This is a genomic window from Chryseobacterium sp. UF-81, from assembly GCF_058245105.1.
Genome location: NZ_JBSIBX010000005.1, coordinates 1 through 16,599, shown reverse-complemented (window position 1 = coordinate 16,599; position 16,599 = coordinate 1). Strand labels below are relative to the sequence as shown.

The window sequence follows — 16,599 nt, the reverse complement described above, 5'->3', positions numbered from 1 at the left end:
TTTATATTTTCACAATCTCAAATTTCGAATTTAAAAAACATAATTTATAACAATGGACAACAATCAAAATCCTCAAGATGGAAACATCAACATCGAATTAAACGAAATGGTAGCTGCTGGAGTATATGCTAACTTAGCATTGGTAAACCACTCTCCATCTGAATTCGTTGTAGATTTCATCCAATTAATGCCAGGTGTACAGCAGGCTAAAGTAAGATCAAGAATCATTCTTGCTCCACTTCACGCTAAGAGAGTACTTTCTGCTCTTCAACAAAACATCACTAACTACGAGCAGCAATTTGGAGAAATCAAAGAAGTTGAGCCTTTCGTATTAGGTGGGAACAACGTACAAGCTTAAGATTTTTTTTCAAAATAAATCAGAATGCCTCAAATTTATTTGAGGCATTTTTTTTGTTTAAATTCTGACTGAAATCATTTTTTATGATTTCTTGATTCAATATAAAATGTATTCTTTCGATTTCTAAACTGCGGCTCCTTCTGCCTTAATGAGAATATAACTCCCGATCCTGACAAAATAACAACAAGTTAAGCGCGTTGAATATTAGCCAATTTTCAAATAAAACGCAAAAAAAAACAAGGATTTTAATTAAATTATTGAAAATATTTTTAAAAGATACCGAAGATATTTCATTTATTTCAAATAAATATAATAATTTTTTATAAAATATAGAATTTGCTTAAATAAAATATTAAAATATGATTTTATGCTTTTTAAATTAAATTATTTTAATGCTTTGACCTAAAATAATGATTTATCGTTAAAAAATCTCATTAAATTTTGTTTTATTTATATTGGAATTTATTAAATTTATAAAAAAAATATGAAAAAAAAATTATTTTCCGTTGCCGTAATTCTGTTTTTAGGAATTACCGGTATTTCTGCTCAAATTAAAACGAAAGCTGATGTGAAGCAGTTACAGCAACTCTATGCGAAATATGATAAAGATCTAAAAAAAGAGCATAAAAAACAGTATAAACTGGAAAAAACTGCAGGAATCCCGCCTAATGAATATAATGAAGAAGATTACAAGAGGACAATGGATCCGGTTACAGGTGGAACTAATTTTTATAAGCTTGCCAAGCTGAATCAGGAGATTGCTCAAGGAAGATATGCTCCTACAAAGCCACTGTCTTTTATCACTGCAAATGCATCTGGATCTTCTACAGCGAAAATAGTAAATGAACCTTGGATTGAAAGAGGCCCTTACGATGTAGGAGGAAGAACAAAGGCAATTATGTTTGATCCCAATGATCCAACAGGTAAAAGGGTCTTTGCAGGAGGGGTTTCCGGAGGACTTTGGGTAAATCAGGATCCTTCAATCAGTACCAATGAATGGGCTCCGTTAAGCACATTTTGGGCCAATACTTCAGTGGTATGTATTACTTATGATCCGAATAATCCACAAGTTTTATATGTAGGTACCGGAGACACTACAACTAATGATGCCATAGGCTCAGGAATATGGAAGTCTGCAGATGGTGGTACAACCTGGACACAGATTTTTACCATACCGGCAACATATACTAATGGGATCAGAAACGGTAATTTTTATATCAATGATATTAAAGTAAGAAATAATGCCGGTACTTCAGAAGTCTATGCAGGAGTAAGCGGTTCTACTGTAGGAATGTCATTCAATGACGGGACACAGGGAACAGCCCAGGCGGGATTATATAAATCTACGAATGGTGGAACTACATTTACAAAGAATACCAGTTTATTAGCATTAAATACCACAACAGGACTTCCAAGTACCACAGGATATTCTATTCAGCAGATAGAAATTGGAGCGGATAATTCTGTTTGGGTCTCTACTAGAGCTTCAAAAATTGGAAACATCGATTCAGGAGGCAGAATTTTCAAATCGGCAGATGGTAATACTTTTAATCAGGTTTATAATGTTGGAAATACTGTTTCAAGAGTAAACTTTAGTCTTTCCAAAACAGATGCTAATAAAGTGTATGCTGTTATGCAGGGAGCAAACACCACTTCGGAACCGTTACGTATGGCAAGATCTACAGATGGAGGAGCTACGTGGCAGGCAACCAATGATGCCTCACCGGTGGTAACATTGCCTATTGCTAAAGATACCAATATTCCGGCGAATGATTTTACAAGAGGACAATCTTTTGCTGATCTCGTCATTGCAGCAGATCCTCAAAATGACAATACCCTATATGCAGGAGGAATTGATTTGTATAAATCAACCGATGGCGGAGTAAGCTGGACACAGATTTCAAAATGGTCTAACGCCAATAATATGGCTACTTTTCAGGTTTCAACTGTACATGCCGATCAGCACGCAATAGTTTTTAATCCTTTTAACAGCTATGCTACCAATCAGATGATGTTTGGAAATGACGGAGGAATTTTTTTTGTAGCCAATAAAAATGATATTGCTGCACCTACCAGTTTTTCAGTGAGAAATAATAGATATAATGTGACACAGTTTTACAGCGCAATGCTTAATCCTATAAAAACTCCTGCTGATGAAGAGTTATTAGCCGGTTCGCAGGATAATGGTTCATTGTGGCTGTCTGGTGCTCCGCAGGCTAACAACTTCCTTACCAGTCTGTCTGCCGCAGGAGGAGACGGAATGTATACAGAATATGATGATCAGGATAACTATGAAATTGGGAGCTCTCCAAAAAATGGTCATTATTTACTGACAGGTACCAACCGTTATAATCTGATATTAACAAGTGCAAACAGAGATATGGGACATCAGGCTAATGAAATGGCCTTAGACAGAACAAATAATGTATTCTATTCTTACCGTTCTGGGCTGACTCTTTTTAGAGTAACAGGACTTGCTGTTACGCCTAATATTGCGAATTCAACTATTACTGTAGGAACAGCACAAGGCAGCGAGCAGGTATCATGGCTTAAAGTTTCTCCTTATACAGCCGCATCTACCACATTATTTGTAGGAACTAATTTGGGAAGGATCTTTAAAATAACGAATGCCAATACAACCTCTTATGTTTCTACGGCTATAACGTCTCCTGCAACAGGAACAATTTCTGATATAGAATTTGGAGCAAACGAAAGTGAAATGATTGCGACATTATCTAATTATAATGTTACAAGCATATTCTATTCTACCGACGGAGGAACTACATGGCAAAACAAAGAAGGTAATCTTCCTGATATGCCTGTAAGAGCAGTATTGAGAAATCCTGATGATGCCAATGAAGTGATCATAGGAACAGAAATGGGAGTTTGGGGAACAGCCAATTTTCTTTCTGTGTCGCCAACTTGGGCTTCAATTACAGGGAATATTGGTAATGTAAGAATTACCAATTTAGATTACCGACCTTCTACCAGAACCGTATTAGTTTCTACTTTTGGAAGAGGATTATGGACAACTCAGAATACTTTACAGAATCCAACTACTTTAGCGGCCGGAGATGTGAAATCTAAAAAATATGTTACCGGAATATATCCAAATCCTTCAAAAGGTATTTCTCATTTGAGATTTGATAGTTCTAAATACAATACGGTAGATATAAGCATATTTGATGCATCGGGAAGATTGGTATACAGTAAGAAAAATGTGAAGTCTGACGAAGAATTCGGTGAAAGATTAGCACCCGGAAATTACGTTCTGAAGGCTGAAGCCAAAGGAGAAAGAGTATACAGCGGAAACTTCCTGATACTGGGAAAAGTAAATGGTAATGGTGATGATTAAGAATGAATAGTCAATTATTTATAATGATATTTTAGATACTGGCGTTTTCTTGTAAAATGCCAGTATCTTTATTGTATCAGGATCGTGTTTTTTAATGTGATTCATCCCGTTATTTCTTATATCAAAGTGAAATATACAACACACAATATCATGATTTTTTAGTCCAAATAAAATATGTTCTTACGATTTCTAAACTTTAACTTCTTCTGATTTTATAAGAATATAACTCCATATCCTAAAAAAATAACAACTTATCATTAATAAATCTTATTAAATTTTGTGATATTTATATCAAAGTTTATTATATTTATAAAAAAAATATGAAAAAAAGATTATTTTCTATTGCCGTAATTTTATTTTTAGGAATTACCGGTATTTCTGCTCAAAGTAAAACGAAAGCTGATGTGAAGCAGTTACAGCAACTCTATGCGAAATATGATAAAGATCTAAAAAAACAGCATAAACTGGGAAAAGCTGCGGGTATCCCACCTAATCCATATAATGAAGAAGATTACAAGAGGACAATGGATCCGGTTACAGGGCAAACAAATTTTCAAGGACTTGTAAAAGTAAATAAAGACATCACTGCAGGAAAATATGCCCCTACCAAGCGGATGTCTTTTATTTCCGGCAATAGTTCTTCTACAGCGAAAATAGTAAATGAACCTTGGGTCGAAAGAGGCCCTTATAGTGTAGGAGGAAGAACAAGGGCAATTATGTTTGATCCTAATGATCCTGCAGGTAAAAGGGTCTTTGCAGGAGGGGTTTCCGGAGGACTTTGGGTGAATCAGGACCCTTCGATAAGTACCAATGAATGGATGCCGCTAAGTACATTTTGGGCAAATACTTCTGTGGTATGTATTACTTATGATCCGAATAATCCCCAGGTTATTTATGTAGGTACCGGAGAATCTGCAACTGGTGATGCCATAGGCTCAGGAATATGGAAGTCTGCAGATGGTGGTACAACCTGGACACAGATTTTTACCATACCGGCAACATATACTAATGGGATCAGAAACGGTAATTTTTATATCAATGATATTAAAGTAAGAAATAATAATGGTGTTTCAGAAGTATATGCCGGAGTAAGTGGTGCTTATGTAGGGATTTCTTTTAATGACGGATGGCAGGGACTAAGCCAGGCCGGATTATACAAGTCTACGGATGGTGGTACAACATTTACCAAGAACAGCAACTTACTTGCCTTAAATACAACTACCGGTACAACCAGTACTACAGGATATTCTATCCAACAGATAGAAATAGGTGCGGATAATTCAGTATGGGTTTCTACCAGAAGTTCCCGATTCACAAATATAGATTCAGGAGGCAGAATTTTTAAATCAGCAGATGGTAATAATTTTAATCAGGTTTATAATGTTGTAAATGCAGGATCAAGAGTAAACTTTAGTCTTTCAAAAACAGATCCCAATAAAGTGTATGCTCTTATGCAGGGAGCAAACAGTACTTCGGAGCCGGTACGTATTGCAAGATCTACAGATGGAGGAACTACGTGGCAGGCAACCAATGATGCCTCACCAGTGGTAACATTGCCTACTGCTACAGATACCAGTATTCCGGCGAATGATTTTACAAGAGGACAATCTTCATATGATCTAGTTATTGCAGCAGATCCTCAAAATGACAATACCCTATATGCAGGAGGAATTGACCTGTATAAATCAACCAATGGCGGAGTAAGCTGGACACAGATCTCAAAATGGTCCAACAACAATAATATGGCTGCTTTACAGGTTTCAACTGTACATGCCGATCAGCACGCAATAGTTTTTAATCCTTTTAACAGCTATGCTACCAATCAGATGATGTTTGGAAATGACGGAGGAATTTTTTTTGTAGCCAATAAAAATAATATTGCTTCAACTACCGGTTTTTCAGTGAGAAATAGGAGATATAATGTAACACAGTTTTACAGCGCAATGCTTAATCCTATAAAAACCCCAGCTAATGAAGAGTTATTAGCCGGTGCACAGGATAATGGTTCATGGTGGTTGTATGGTGCTCCACAGGCTAACAACTTCCTTACCAGTCAGTCTGCTACAGGAGGAGACGGAATGTATACAGAATATGATGATCAGGATGATTATGAAATTGCAGGCTATGTGTACAATAATCATTACTTACTGACAAACAATACCTATTATCTTATCTCAAGTGCTAATAGAAATGCTTACGGGCATTTTGTAAATGAGATTGCTTTAGACAGAATAAACAATGTTTTCTATTCTTACCGTTCAGGATTAACTCTATTCAGAACAAGTGGACTATCTGCAACAGCAACAACATTTACGAATAATATAGTAACGGTAGGAACAGCACAAAGCGGCGAACAGATTTCCTGGATGAAAGTTTCTCCTTATACAGCTGCATCTACGACATTGTTTGTAGGAACTAATTTGGGAAGGATCTTTAAAATCACCAATGCCGATACAACTTCGTATGTTTCTACGGCTATAACATCTCCTGCTACAGGAACAATTTCTGACATAGAATTTGGATCAAGCGAGAGTGAAATTATTGCGACATTATCTAATTATAATCTTACAAGTATATTCTATTCTACCGACGGAGGAACTACATGGCAAAACAAAGAAGGTGATCTTCCTGATATGCCGGTAAGAACGGTTTTAAGAAATCCTGACGATGCCAATGAAGTAATCGTAGGAACAGAAATGGGAGTATGGGGCACAACCAATTTCCTTTCTGCATCGCCGACCTGGGCTTCCATTAGCGGAAATATTGGAAATATAAGAATTACCAATTTAGATTACCGGCCTGCAACAAGAACAGTTTTGGTGTCTACTTACGGAAGAGGAGCCTGGACTAATCAAAACACAGTAGTTGCATTGGCAACAGGAGATGTAAAATCTAAAAAAGACGGAACAAAATTATATCCGAATCCTTCAAAAGGAATTTCGCATTTACGATTTGATTCTACTAAATACAGTTTTGTAGATATAAGTATTTTTGATGCATCGGGAAGAGTGGTTTACAGTAAGAAAAATGTAAAATCTGATGAAGAATTTGGTCAAAGATTAACTCCTGGAAATTACATCCTGAAAGCTGAATCCAAAGGTGAAGTTATTTACAGTGGAAATTATCTGGTTTTAAGCAAAGTAACTGATGATGGAGAAGATAATTAAAAATGAATAATCAATTATTTATAATCATATTTTGGATACTGGCGTTTTCCTGTAAAGCGCCGGTTTCCTCATTATATCAGGATCGTGTAATTTTAGTTTCCGCAGAAAAAAAAGATTGGTTTGGAGGAAGACCAGGAGTGAGAGGAACGGTTTATAAAGTTATATTAAAATCAAAGAATAACAAAGATAATATCCGTATTAAATCTTTGAAAGCGGAAGGAAATACCATCAATTTTACTCAAACCAATTCTGGCAATTTAATTACTATAAAAGGTAATTTACAAAGTACAGATCAGGCAGATAATTTTGAAACCATGCCTTCAGGATCGCCTGTGGAAAATACAATGCATACTCAAAAATTTAATCCAAAAGAAAATTGGGTAGAATATATGGTAAAAGATTCCAAAAAGCTTTACAAAATAAATATTCCGAAATTTATTTCGGCAGAACCTGATGGAGAATTAATTCCTCAAAGACAATAATTTTCTCATTTTGCACAAAAAACTATTCTTTACATTTTTATTTATTCCTTTAGTAATCGTATTTTTTAATATGATTCATCCTGTTATTTCCTATATTAAAACTGAAGTATACGAAAAAACACAATCTCATATTTTAGAACGTAAATTTAATAAGTCTGAAACGATCTGTTTTTCTGAAAAAGATTTAGTAAAAGCAGAATGGAAAGAGGAGAAAGAATTTATTCTCAATGGCTTTTCTTATGATGTCATCAACATTAATTTTATAAACGGGACTAAATATTTTTATTGTTACCTGGATAAAAAAGACATTGTCCTTAATTCTATATTGAATTTCTCTGCTTTTTTCGTTACCAAGAAAATAGTTGCATGGCGACATTTCGGTGTGCCTTTACAAGGAAAAAAGATAGTAAAAACTTCCAATTCTTTTATTTTTTTTGATGGTGGAGAATTGCGGGTTTTCAACATATTTCATTTAAAACAAAAATCAGAATATTTAAAAAGATTAAAAAGTACATCTTGTTTGTCAATTATAATTCCGCCTCCGGAAGGTGTTTTCAACCTGCTATAAAACATTTAAAAACGACAAATAATTAATTTTTTAATCAATGAAAAAATATATATGCATTGCAGCTTTGCTTAGCTGTGTAATCGCAAATGCCCAACAATCATCAGAAAGCAATATAGAAGAAGTTGCTATCCAGGGAAGAAAAAAAATAAAGCAGGAACGTGCAGAATTTAAAAGACATGCACAATCTGTAGAAACACTTTCGGAAGAAGAATTAAACAGGAACAATCCTGCTGCCATTGAACAGACGTTATCTACAATGTCCGGATTACAAGTTGATAAACGGACTAATTTTGGAGGTCAGAGATTAGTTGTTCGTGGATATGGAAACGATCAGAAGTTTAATAACTGGGGGGTAAAAGCATATTGGAATAATATGCCATTAACAAATGCTGAAGGAATCACCATTTTGGATGATTTGGATTTTGCGTACGTCAATAATGTTGAGGTTATCAAAGGCCCTGCAGCAACAATGTATGGCGGCGGAGTAGGCGGAGTGGTTCGGTTTTATACACGTCCTGATTTTACAAAAGGCATTACAGTTTCCGAAAATGTTTTGGTAGGTGCTTTTAAAACATTTCAGTCCCGTACTCAGCTGAATGTTGCTGATGAAAACTATTCGGTTAACGCAGCTTATGGTCATCTTGAAACTGATGGTTACAGACCGAACGGAAGTGGGTTAAAAAACTTTTTTAACGTAAACGGAACAGTAAAGCTTGGAAAAAATGATCAGTTAAGTTTTTTTGGAAGCCAGGCATATTCTTACGAGCACACTTCGGGACAAATTTCTTATGACGATTATTATGCAGGAATCGATAACGGAAATCCGGCCTATATTCGTAAAAATTCGGGAACAAAAATAAAATCTACCAGAGTAGGGCTTAGCAACTCTGTTAATATTCTTCCGAACCTTAGAAATTACACGACCATATTTTACTATAATGGAAATACAGAAAGTATTTCTGCAGGAGCTTACGGAGTATCAAGCTCACCAAATGTAGGTTTGCGTTCCACATTTACTCTGAAAAATGGATTCAAAGACTTCGAGAACAGGTTGGACTTTGGGGCAGAAATTCAGAATTCAATGTCTACAACTTCAAGCTACCGTTTTACAGGGTCAATTACAAATCCGCTGGAAACTACAGGAATATCGGGAGCTTCTTATTTTAAGTATAATAATAATCAGGCCACTTATTTCGCAATAGATTATTTAACATATAAACCTTGGGGCTTAACTTTACTTGCAGGAGTAAGTGCGAATAAAACTAATTATGACAGAAAGGATTTGTATGCGCTTCCCGGATTAATTGCAGGAAAAAAAGATCAGTCTTTCGGAAAACAGTATGAAACGGCTTATACTCCACATTTTGCTTTACAAAAAGAATGGAAACATCAGATTTTTAATCTAAGCTATAGTGAAGGATACAATGCTCCTACTGCAGGTTCATCTTTTATAAATTATACAAATACCGCTAATAATGATCTGCAGGCGGAACGTGCTAAAATGGTAGATTTCAGTGTACACGGACTTTTATTAGATACCAAGCTGGATTATCAGGTTTCTTTGTTCAGAATTGATTATTCTAATAAATTAACTCAGCTCACAATACCTAATTCTAATAACCAGACCTATTGGGCAAATACAGGAAGTCAGAAAAATAGTGGTCTGGAAGTAAGTGTTGGTTACCTGTACAAAAATGACAACTCATTCCTTAACAAAATCGCTCCCTTTGTGAATCTTTCTTATTACGACGCAAAATATAAAGATTTCAAAACAAGATTATTGGGCGGCGAACAAACTTACGATCATAAAACTGTTGTCGGGGTTCCCAGAAATAAATATGCTGTCGGTTTGGATTTATATACAAAACCTGGCTTTTATCTCGTAAATACTTATAATTATCTGGGCAATGTATACACAGATTTTGAAAATACCAATCTCGTAAAAGATTTTGGCTTACTTAATTCTAAATTAGGATATAAAAAAACTTTTGGAAAATTTGATGTGGATGCTTATATCATGGGAAATAATTTAACCAATCAAATCAATTATACATTCCTGTTCTTAGGAAACAGTATTAATGATTCTGATACAGGAAATGGTTACCCAAAAGGACTCGCCACGGATCTTAACCCTGGTCCAAACAAATCGTATTTCTTTTATGGGCTGAATTTAAAATACAGATTATAATGACTAGTTCTGAAAAATCTGAATAATTAAGCCAGAGCAAATTTCTTTTTATAGATTTATAATGGTCTGTGCATCTGAAGTTAAATAGTGGTTGTATCGCTATTTCAGAACTAAATATGAATTTTAAAAAGACTGTTTCACAAAAGTGGAGCAGTCTTTTTAAAATAATCAATTGTTAAAATAATTTTATTCATTCTTATACTTATATTTTTCTAAATTTGTTTAGATATGATATAACAGATATGATAAATAATCAATTTATTCTCAATAAATTTGGCTTTTTAGGAGATGATTTTTTAAATGAGCTGCATGCCAATGCAGTTATTACTGAAATAAAATCAAAAACAGAAATTATCAGGGAAGGGCAAAAAAATAAATACGTTCCTTTTCTCATTAAGGGTTCTATAAAAGTCTTTACTCTCAATGATGGGAGAGAGCTGATCTATTACTACATAAAACCCAATGACAGCTGCCTGATGACCTTTTCGTCCATCTTTACAGATTATACCAGCAGAGTGTATGCTGTTGCAGAAGAAGAATCCGAAGTTATTCTCATTCCTGTTTCTGTGATCCACGGCTGGCTGATCCGTTTTCCTGAGATCAACAGGGTATTTTATCATGAATATGACAGACGCTTCTCAGATGTTATGAATATGGTAAATGATGCTGTGTTTCACAGACTTGATAAAAGAGTTCTGAACTATATCCGACAGCAGATTTCAGCGACTGGGAGCAGCACTTTAAAAATTACACACCGGGAAATAGCCAACAATTTAGGCACTTCCAGGGAAGTTGTGAGCAGAGTTTTGAAAAAAATTGAAAACGAAGGTGAAATTCTTCAGACCAAAGAAGGGATCAAAATCCTTGTGAATGAAAATGTTAGGCGCGTCTAATATGTGGGGTTTTAATTATTTTGCTTTTATCATTGATAAAAACAATTTTTATGGTGACTTTTATCACACACTTTTAAATCGATAACTCGATAAGTTTGTTATATCATAATTTAATTCAAATTGTATATGACAAAAACTCTCTTATTTTTGTCGGTATTGGTGTCAGGTCTTGTTTCAGCACAGGAAGATCTGCTAAAAGATATTGACACTCTCAAAACAACCACATCAACTTCACAGCCGGCTTTTAAAGCTTTGCAGATCGTCACAGGGCAATCCACAAAGCTCTCTGCTAAAAATGAATGGTACATTGTTGTGGCTCACCGTTTCGGAGATATCAGTACGGGATTTAAAAACTTTTTCGGCCTGGACGATGCCTCTACCAAACTAGGGGTTATTTACGGTGTTACAGACGGTATTTCAGTCAGCCTTTCCAGAGAAACAAATATGAAAACTTTTGAAGGCGCCGTAAAATATAAACTTGTAAATCAGACTGAAAATTTTCCGGCAGATATTGTAGGCTATAATGTGATGGCTTTAAATACAGACCTTGATAAGGACAATTATCCCCATCTAAGATTCGGCGACAGGCTATCTTATCTTACCCAGGCATTAATCTCCAGAAGATTCAATGATAAGTTTTCTTTGCAGCTAAGCCCTTCATATATACATAAAAATCTTTATGATCCGGCTATTGAAGATAAAAACCAGTTCCTGACCGGGTTGGGAGGGCGCTACAAAATTTCCAAAAGAATTTCCATCAACGCAGAATATTTTGTGAATTTTGATAATCACAGTTTCTATAAAAATCCGCTCTCACTGGGGATGGATATAGAAACCGGGGGACATGTTTTCCAGCTTTTATTCAGCAATTCCCAAATCAATTCGGATATAGGATATCTTTCCAATGCCGTAGGAAAGTGGGGAAAGGGGCAGATTTTCTTTGGGTTTAACCTTTACAGAGTTTTTTAAGATGAAAAAGATACTATACCTACTATCATCAGCCACCCTGTTTACTGCCTGTGACAGCAGGACTTATGAGGAGATCTCAGATAATACCCCAATTACAGTGACTGTAAAATACAATTCCGACGTAAAGTCAATTGTTGATAACAACTGTATCGGATGTCATTCTGCAGGAAGTTTTAAGCCTCTTACGACCTATACAGACGTAAAAAACAATATTGATGGTATTCTAGACAGGATACAGAGACCCAACGGAGATCCGGGAAAAATGCCGCAGGGCGGATCCTTATCTCAGACCCAGATTAACACCTTTATAAAATGGAAAGCCGACGGGCTTGCTGAAAATTAAAATATCCGATATGAAAAGACTCATAGTAATAAGCAGTATACTGTTTTTCACAGGCTTTGCTTCAGCCCAGAAATACAGTTCAAAAACAGGCAGTGTAACCTTTGAGGCATCCGTGCCGCTGTTCGAAGATGTATATGCTAAAGATGACAACAATGTGGTTGTTCTGAATACAGATAACGGGGAAATGGCTTCCGTTTCCGCTGTGAAGAACTTTCATTTTAAAACCAAATTAATGGAAGAGCATTTCAATGAAAGCTATGCAGAAACAGCAAAATATCCTAAGGCAACCTTCAAAGGAAAGATTTTGAATTTTGACAAAACCAAACTTACAGCCTCACCACAAAAGTATACCGTTCAGGGAACCCTGAATTTTCATGGTGTAGACAAGGCCGTTTCTTCCGCAGCTTCTGTTTACAGCAAAGATGGGAAGATCTATATGCAGGGAAGCTTTGTGGCAAAACCTGCTGATCACAAGGTGACAATTCCAAAAATGGTCACCAAAAAGATTGCTGAAAGTGTCAATGTAGAATACAATTATGTAATGACAAAACAATGAAAAATATCATCATCATCATTATAAGTATTTTCCTGAGCTTTTCTACCATGTCTGCACAGGAAAAAGTAAAATCAATATTTGATATTGCCAGAAGCGGAACAGTAGCTGAAGTGAAAGAGCTCATGAAGCAGGATCCGGATATCATCAACAAAACCAATGAAAATGGTTTTTCGACACTTATTTTAGCGTGTTACCGGGGAAATACCCCTGTTGCAGAATTTTTGATTACCCACGTTAAAAACATAAACTATGCAAGCGGGGAAGGAACGGCCTTAACGGCTTCTGTCTTTAAAGGAGATAAGAATCTTACCCAAAAATTGCTGGAAAATAAGGCTGACCCGAACATTGCGGATACCAATGGAATAACTCCGCTGATCTACGCTGTTCAGTCCCAGAACAGGGAAATAGTAGAGCTGTTACTAAAGAACAAAGCCAATAAAACATTATCTGATAAACAGGGGAAAACTATTTTTGAATACGCTTTATTTTCAAAAAACCAGGATATTATTAACCTACTAAAAAATTGATCATATGAAACTTAAAATTACATTATTACTAATTGGATTTTTTGCCTTTTCTAATATAAAAAGTCAAACATATTCAACAGGAACTGTATCTCTTTTTTCTAACGGAGGAACAGATTTAACATATTCTGCTAAAATAGATGTAACAAGCACGTTGGTTACAGTTACACTTATAGGCCCATCAACAAGTTGGCTTGGCTTGGCGTTTAATGCTACAGGTATGTCTGATGCAGGCAGAGATGTTATTCTTTTTGATGGTACAAATTTTACTGATAGAAATTTTACTGGAAGTTTTACAGCACCTGCAACAGATGCAACTCAAAACTGGACAGTAACATCTAATACAGTAGTATCAGGAGTGCGGACCGTAATAGGAACAAGAGCTTTAAATACTGGTGATGCTAATGATTATGTATTTAATTTTCCACCAAATAGTCCATTGAATATTGCTTATGCAAGAAGATTAGGCAGTCTTACTGTTGGTTATCATGGTGCAGATAGTTGTGGTACTACTGCAGTTTCTTTTAACACAGTATTAGGCGTAGATGATGTTAATGCATCGGAAAGTAAAAAGACCGTTCTATATCCAAATCCTGCTAAAGAAACGGTTAGTATCAAAAATATAGATAAAATAAAGTCTGTTGATATTTATGAATCGGCAGGAAGAAAAGTAAGATCTGTAAAACCGGAAGGAGAAGACATTAATGTCAGAGATCTGAAGCCGGGAATTTATTATTTTGAGATCACTTTAAAAGACGGAAGTCTGACGTATGAGAAACTGATTAAAGAATAATACATAAAATTATAATTCATCCCAATGCCTCTGATATCCGGAGGCATTTTTTATTTGTCTGCGGCAATATTTGGAATGTTGTATTTCCGTAGTAATAAACGTTTTTTATACCTTTGATAGTTTTTGGATAAAAATAAGCTATGGAGATCGGAAATTTAAAAAATATTGCTACAGATGAGCTTTTATCTGTCTTTAACAGATCCTTTTCAGATTATATTGTTCCCTTCCACCTGTCATTGGAACAGCTTGAATTGAAAATTGCAGCAGATAAAATAGATTTGAATCTGTCTGCAGGTGCATTTGAAGCAGGAAAGCTGTCAGGATTTATCCTTCATGCCGAAAAAGAGGAAAATGGAAAGAGCATAGCATATAATGGAGGTACCGGCATCATCCCGGAATTCAGGGGACAGGGCCTGGTAAGAAAAATGTACGATTATATTCTTTCCATATCCAAAGAACGGAAAATAGACGTGCTAAGTCTTGAAGTGATCGAAGGTAATGATCCTGCTATCAGAGCGTATGAAAATTTAGGCTTTAAAATCGTACGGAAGCTGTTGTGCTTTAACGGAATTATTAATCTTGAAGAAAAGGATCCCAATATTTCAATAAAAGAAATTGGAAACTTTCAATGGGAAAAATTCAAGTCTTTCTGGGATATGGAGCCATCATGGCAAAGCTCGGTAATGGTACTTGAGAATATCCGCCAAAGCTGTGCAATTCTTGGAGCGTATAAAGATGAGCAGCTTAAAGGATATATCGTTTACAATCCTGCTGCTAAAAAAATCTACCAGATTGCTGTTGATAAAAATTCCAGAAGACAGGGGATTGGCACAAAACTTTTGAGCACAATAGAGAAGATGAATGAAGGTCAGGCTATTTCTGTAAACAATGTAGACGATACTTCGGAAAATACTTCTGCCTTTCTACATGCAGCCGGGCTTAAAAATTGGGTGTCCCAGTTTGAAATGAAAAGGGATATTTAAAATTTTAATCTGTTTTAATATACTTTTAATCTGATAAACTTTCCCGGGAGCAGTATAGACCGTAACTTTGCCGAAAATTTTAATAATGAAGCGAGGAATACAAATTTTACTGCTGCTTTTTTCTTTGGTCATCTCTGCCCAACAGACAAATATAGATACCGCTCAGATAGTTATCTCCGGCCGTACCAACAGTGCTGAGGCCCTTACAAAACCTTATGTCATCATGATCTCTACTGATGGCTTTCGGTATGATTACGCTAAAAAATACAATGCTGAAAATCTTCTGAAGCTGGCGGCTAATGGGGTCCAGGCTGACGCAATGATTCCAAGCTATCCAAGCATTACATTTCCCAATCACTGGAGCCTGATCACGGGGCTTTATCCTTCCCATCACGGCCTGATTGATAATTTTTTCTATGACTACAAAAGAAAAGAGCCTTACGCGATGAGCAATAAAAAAAATGCTGAAGACGGCAGCTGGTATGGCGGAACCCCGCTGTGGTCGCTGGCTGAAAAGCAGGGAATGATTTCTGCATCTCTGATGTGGGTAGGTTCTGCAAGCAATGCAGGAGGAATGAGACCTTCCTATTATTATCCGTATCATGAAAAATTTAAACCTTCCGAAAAAGTGGATAAAGTCGTGAACTGGCTGAAGCTTCCTGAAGAAAAAAGACCACATTTTATATCCCTGTATTTTCCGGAAGTTGACGGAAGCGGCCATCATTATGGTCCGGATAGTCCTGAAACAGAGGATGCAGTTCATCTGATTGACAGCGCTATTGGAGAGCTTGTTCAGAAAGTCAATAACCTTGGCCTGAAAAATGTCAACTTTATTTTTGTTTCCGATCACGGGATGATAAAAGTGGATGGTGGAGCTCCACTGGAAATTCCGGCTATGCTTCTTGATAAAAACAGATTCGATTTTTACAATTCCCAGACCTTGCTTAGAGTATATGTCAAAAATCCTGCTGAGGTTAAAGCCGTTTATAAAGAGCTGAAAGCCAATAGAACAGATGATTATGAAGTATATCTGGACAAAAAATTGCCTAAATACCTGCATTTTGCAACCAGAGATGATAAATATGACAGAATCGGGCAGATCCTTCTGATCCCAAAGGCTCCGAAAATATTTTTAGAAAAAGGCAAGAAAACATCCGTAGGGAAACACGGTTATAATCCAAAGATTGTCCCTGAAATGAAGGCTACATTCTATGCCTGGGGCCCTGAATTCAAAAATAATCTGGTAATCAGTGAATTTGCTAATGTTAATGTATACCCTTTGGTAACTGAAATCTTAGGCCTGAAAACGGACCAGCCTGTTGATGGAAAACTGAAGGTTTTAAAAGGAATTTTAAAAGAGAAAAAATAAATCTATCTCGGTTATGGATTGAGTTAAAACAGTTTCGGCGCACCGCAGGTG

At 35.9% G+C, this 16,599-nt stretch carries 14 protein-coding genes; all 14 read left to right on the top strand.

The window, feature by feature from the left end; genetic code table 11:
• Positions 1-52: 52 nt before the first annotated feature.
• The 14 genes from AC4IFE_RS08865 (at position 53) to AC4IFE_RS08800 (ending at position 16,548) form a co-directional block, all read left to right on the top strand.
• Positions 53-358, top strand: a complete 306-nt coding sequence (locus tag AC4IFE_RS08865; protein ID WP_034702050.1) for a DUF3467 domain-containing protein — start codon at positions 53-55, stop codon at positions 356-358.
• A 484-nt stretch (positions 359-842) separates the two neighbouring features.
• Positions 843-3,713, top strand: a complete 2,871-nt coding sequence (locus AC4IFE_RS08860) for a T9SS type A sorting domain-containing protein (protein WP_490756457.1) — start codon at positions 843-845, stop codon at positions 3,711-3,713.
• A 320-nt stretch (positions 3,714-4,033) separates the two neighbouring features.
• Positions 4,034-6,880, top strand: coding sequence for a T9SS type A sorting domain-containing protein (locus tag AC4IFE_RS08855; protein ID WP_490756455.1), 2,847 nt, complete (start codon positions 4,034-4,036; stop codon positions 6,878-6,880).
• Between the two features lie 2 nt (positions 6,881-6,882).
• Positions 6,883-7,362 (top strand): hypothetical protein, encoded by a 480-nt coding sequence (locus AC4IFE_RS08850; RefSeq protein WP_490756453.1) that lies wholly within the window; start codon positions 6,883-6,885, stop codon positions 7,360-7,362.
• A 10-nt stretch (positions 7,363-7,372) separates the two neighbouring features.
• Positions 7,373-7,930 carry a hypothetical protein gene (locus tag AC4IFE_RS08845; RefSeq protein WP_490756451.1) on the top strand — a complete coding sequence of 186 codons (558 nt, stop codon included), beginning with the start codon at positions 7,373-7,375 and terminating at the stop codon, positions 7,928-7,930.
• Between the two features lie 37 nt (positions 7,931-7,967).
• Positions 7,968-10,118 (top strand): TonB-dependent receptor, encoded by a 2,151-nt coding sequence (locus AC4IFE_RS08840; RefSeq protein ID WP_490756449.1) that lies wholly within the window; start codon positions 7,968-7,970, stop codon positions 10,116-10,118.
• A gap of 242 nt (positions 10,119-10,360) precedes the next feature.
• Positions 10,361-11,011, top strand: a complete 651-nt coding sequence (locus AC4IFE_RS08835; RefSeq protein WP_490756447.1) for a Crp/Fnr family transcriptional regulator — start codon at positions 10,361-10,363, stop codon at positions 11,009-11,011.
• A 126-nt stretch (positions 11,012-11,137) separates the two neighbouring features.
• Positions 11,138-11,980, top strand: a complete 843-nt coding sequence (locus AC4IFE_RS08830) for a DUF5777 family beta-barrel protein (RefSeq protein ID WP_490756445.1) — start codon at positions 11,138-11,140, stop codon at positions 11,978-11,980.
• Position 11,981: 1 nt separating this feature from the next.
• The gene (locus AC4IFE_RS08825; protein WP_490756443.1) at positions 11,982-12,323 is read left to right on the top strand and encodes a c-type cytochrome; all 342 of its coding nucleotides are present in this window, start codon (positions 11,982-11,984) and stop codon (positions 12,321-12,323) included.
• Between the two features lie 10 nt (positions 12,324-12,333).
• A complete protein-coding gene (locus AC4IFE_RS08820; protein ID WP_490756442.1) occupies positions 12,334-12,879 on the top strand; it encodes a YceI family protein in 546 nt (181 codons plus the stop codon).
• Positions 12,876-13,406, top strand: coding sequence for an ankyrin repeat domain-containing protein (locus AC4IFE_RS08815; RefSeq protein ID WP_490756441.1), 531 nt, complete (start codon positions 12,876-12,878; stop codon positions 13,404-13,406). The genes AC4IFE_RS08820 and AC4IFE_RS08815 overlap by 4 nt, the downstream gene beginning before the upstream one ends.
• Before the next feature lie 4 nt (positions 13,407-13,410).
• Entirely contained in the window at positions 13,411-14,196 is a 786-nt protein-coding gene (locus AC4IFE_RS08810) for a T9SS type A sorting domain-containing protein (protein WP_490756440.1), read from the top strand.
• 140 nt (positions 14,197-14,336) lie between these two features.
• On the top strand, positions 14,337-15,179 hold the full coding sequence (locus AC4IFE_RS08805; protein ID WP_490756438.1) for a GNAT family N-acetyltransferase: 843 nt from the start codon (positions 14,337-14,339) through the stop codon (positions 15,177-15,179).
• A gap of 85 nt (positions 15,180-15,264) precedes the next feature.
• Positions 15,265-16,548: an alkaline phosphatase family protein gene (locus AC4IFE_RS08800; RefSeq protein WP_490756437.1), complete on the top strand. Its 1,284-nt coding sequence runs from the start codon at positions 15,265-15,267 to the stop codon at positions 16,546-16,548.
• Positions 16,549-16,599: the final 51 nt, after the last annotated feature.

Bases quoted from the DNA above. Each gene is read 5' to 3' on its own strand.
- AC4IFE_RS08835 (WP_490756447.1), top strand. From the start codon at position 10,361: ATGATAAATAATCAATTTATTCTCAATAAATTTGGCTTTTTAGGAGAT.
- AC4IFE_RS08800 (WP_490756437.1), top strand. From the start codon at position 15,265: ATGAAGCGAGGAATACAAATTTTACTGCTGCTTTTTTCTTTGGTCATC.
- AC4IFE_RS08865 (WP_034702050.1), top strand. From the start codon at position 53: ATGGACAACAATCAAAATCCTCAAGATGGAAACATCAACATCGAATTA.
- AC4IFE_RS08815 (WP_490756441.1), top strand. From the start codon at position 12,876: ATGAAAAATATCATCATCATCATTATAAGTATTTTCCTGAGCTTTTCT.
- AC4IFE_RS08825 (WP_490756443.1), top strand. From the start codon at position 11,982: ATGAAAAAGATACTATACCTACTATCATCAGCCACCCTGTTTACTGCC.
- AC4IFE_RS08850 (WP_490756453.1), top strand. From the start codon at position 6,883: ATGAATAATCAATTATTTATAATCATATTTTGGATACTGGCGTTTTCC.
- AC4IFE_RS08805 (WP_490756438.1), top strand. From the start codon at position 14,337: ATGGAGATCGGAAATTTAAAAAATATTGCTACAGATGAGCTTTTATCT.
- AC4IFE_RS08855 (WP_490756455.1), top strand. From the start codon at position 4,034: ATGAAAAAAAGATTATTTTCTATTGCCGTAATTTTATTTTTAGGAATT.
- AC4IFE_RS08860 (WP_490756457.1), top strand. From the start codon at position 843: ATGAAAAAAAAATTATTTTCCGTTGCCGTAATTCTGTTTTTAGGAATT.
- AC4IFE_RS08820 (WP_490756442.1), top strand. From the start codon at position 12,334: ATGAAAAGACTCATAGTAATAAGCAGTATACTGTTTTTCACAGGCTTT.
- AC4IFE_RS08840 (WP_490756449.1), top strand. From the start codon at position 7,968: ATGAAAAAATATATATGCATTGCAGCTTTGCTTAGCTGTGTAATCGCA.
- AC4IFE_RS08830 (WP_490756445.1), top strand. From the start codon at position 11,138: ATGACAAAAACTCTCTTATTTTTGTCGGTATTGGTGTCAGGTCTTGTT.
- AC4IFE_RS08810 (WP_490756440.1), top strand. From the start codon at position 13,411: ATGAAACTTAAAATTACATTATTACTAATTGGATTTTTTGCCTTTTCT.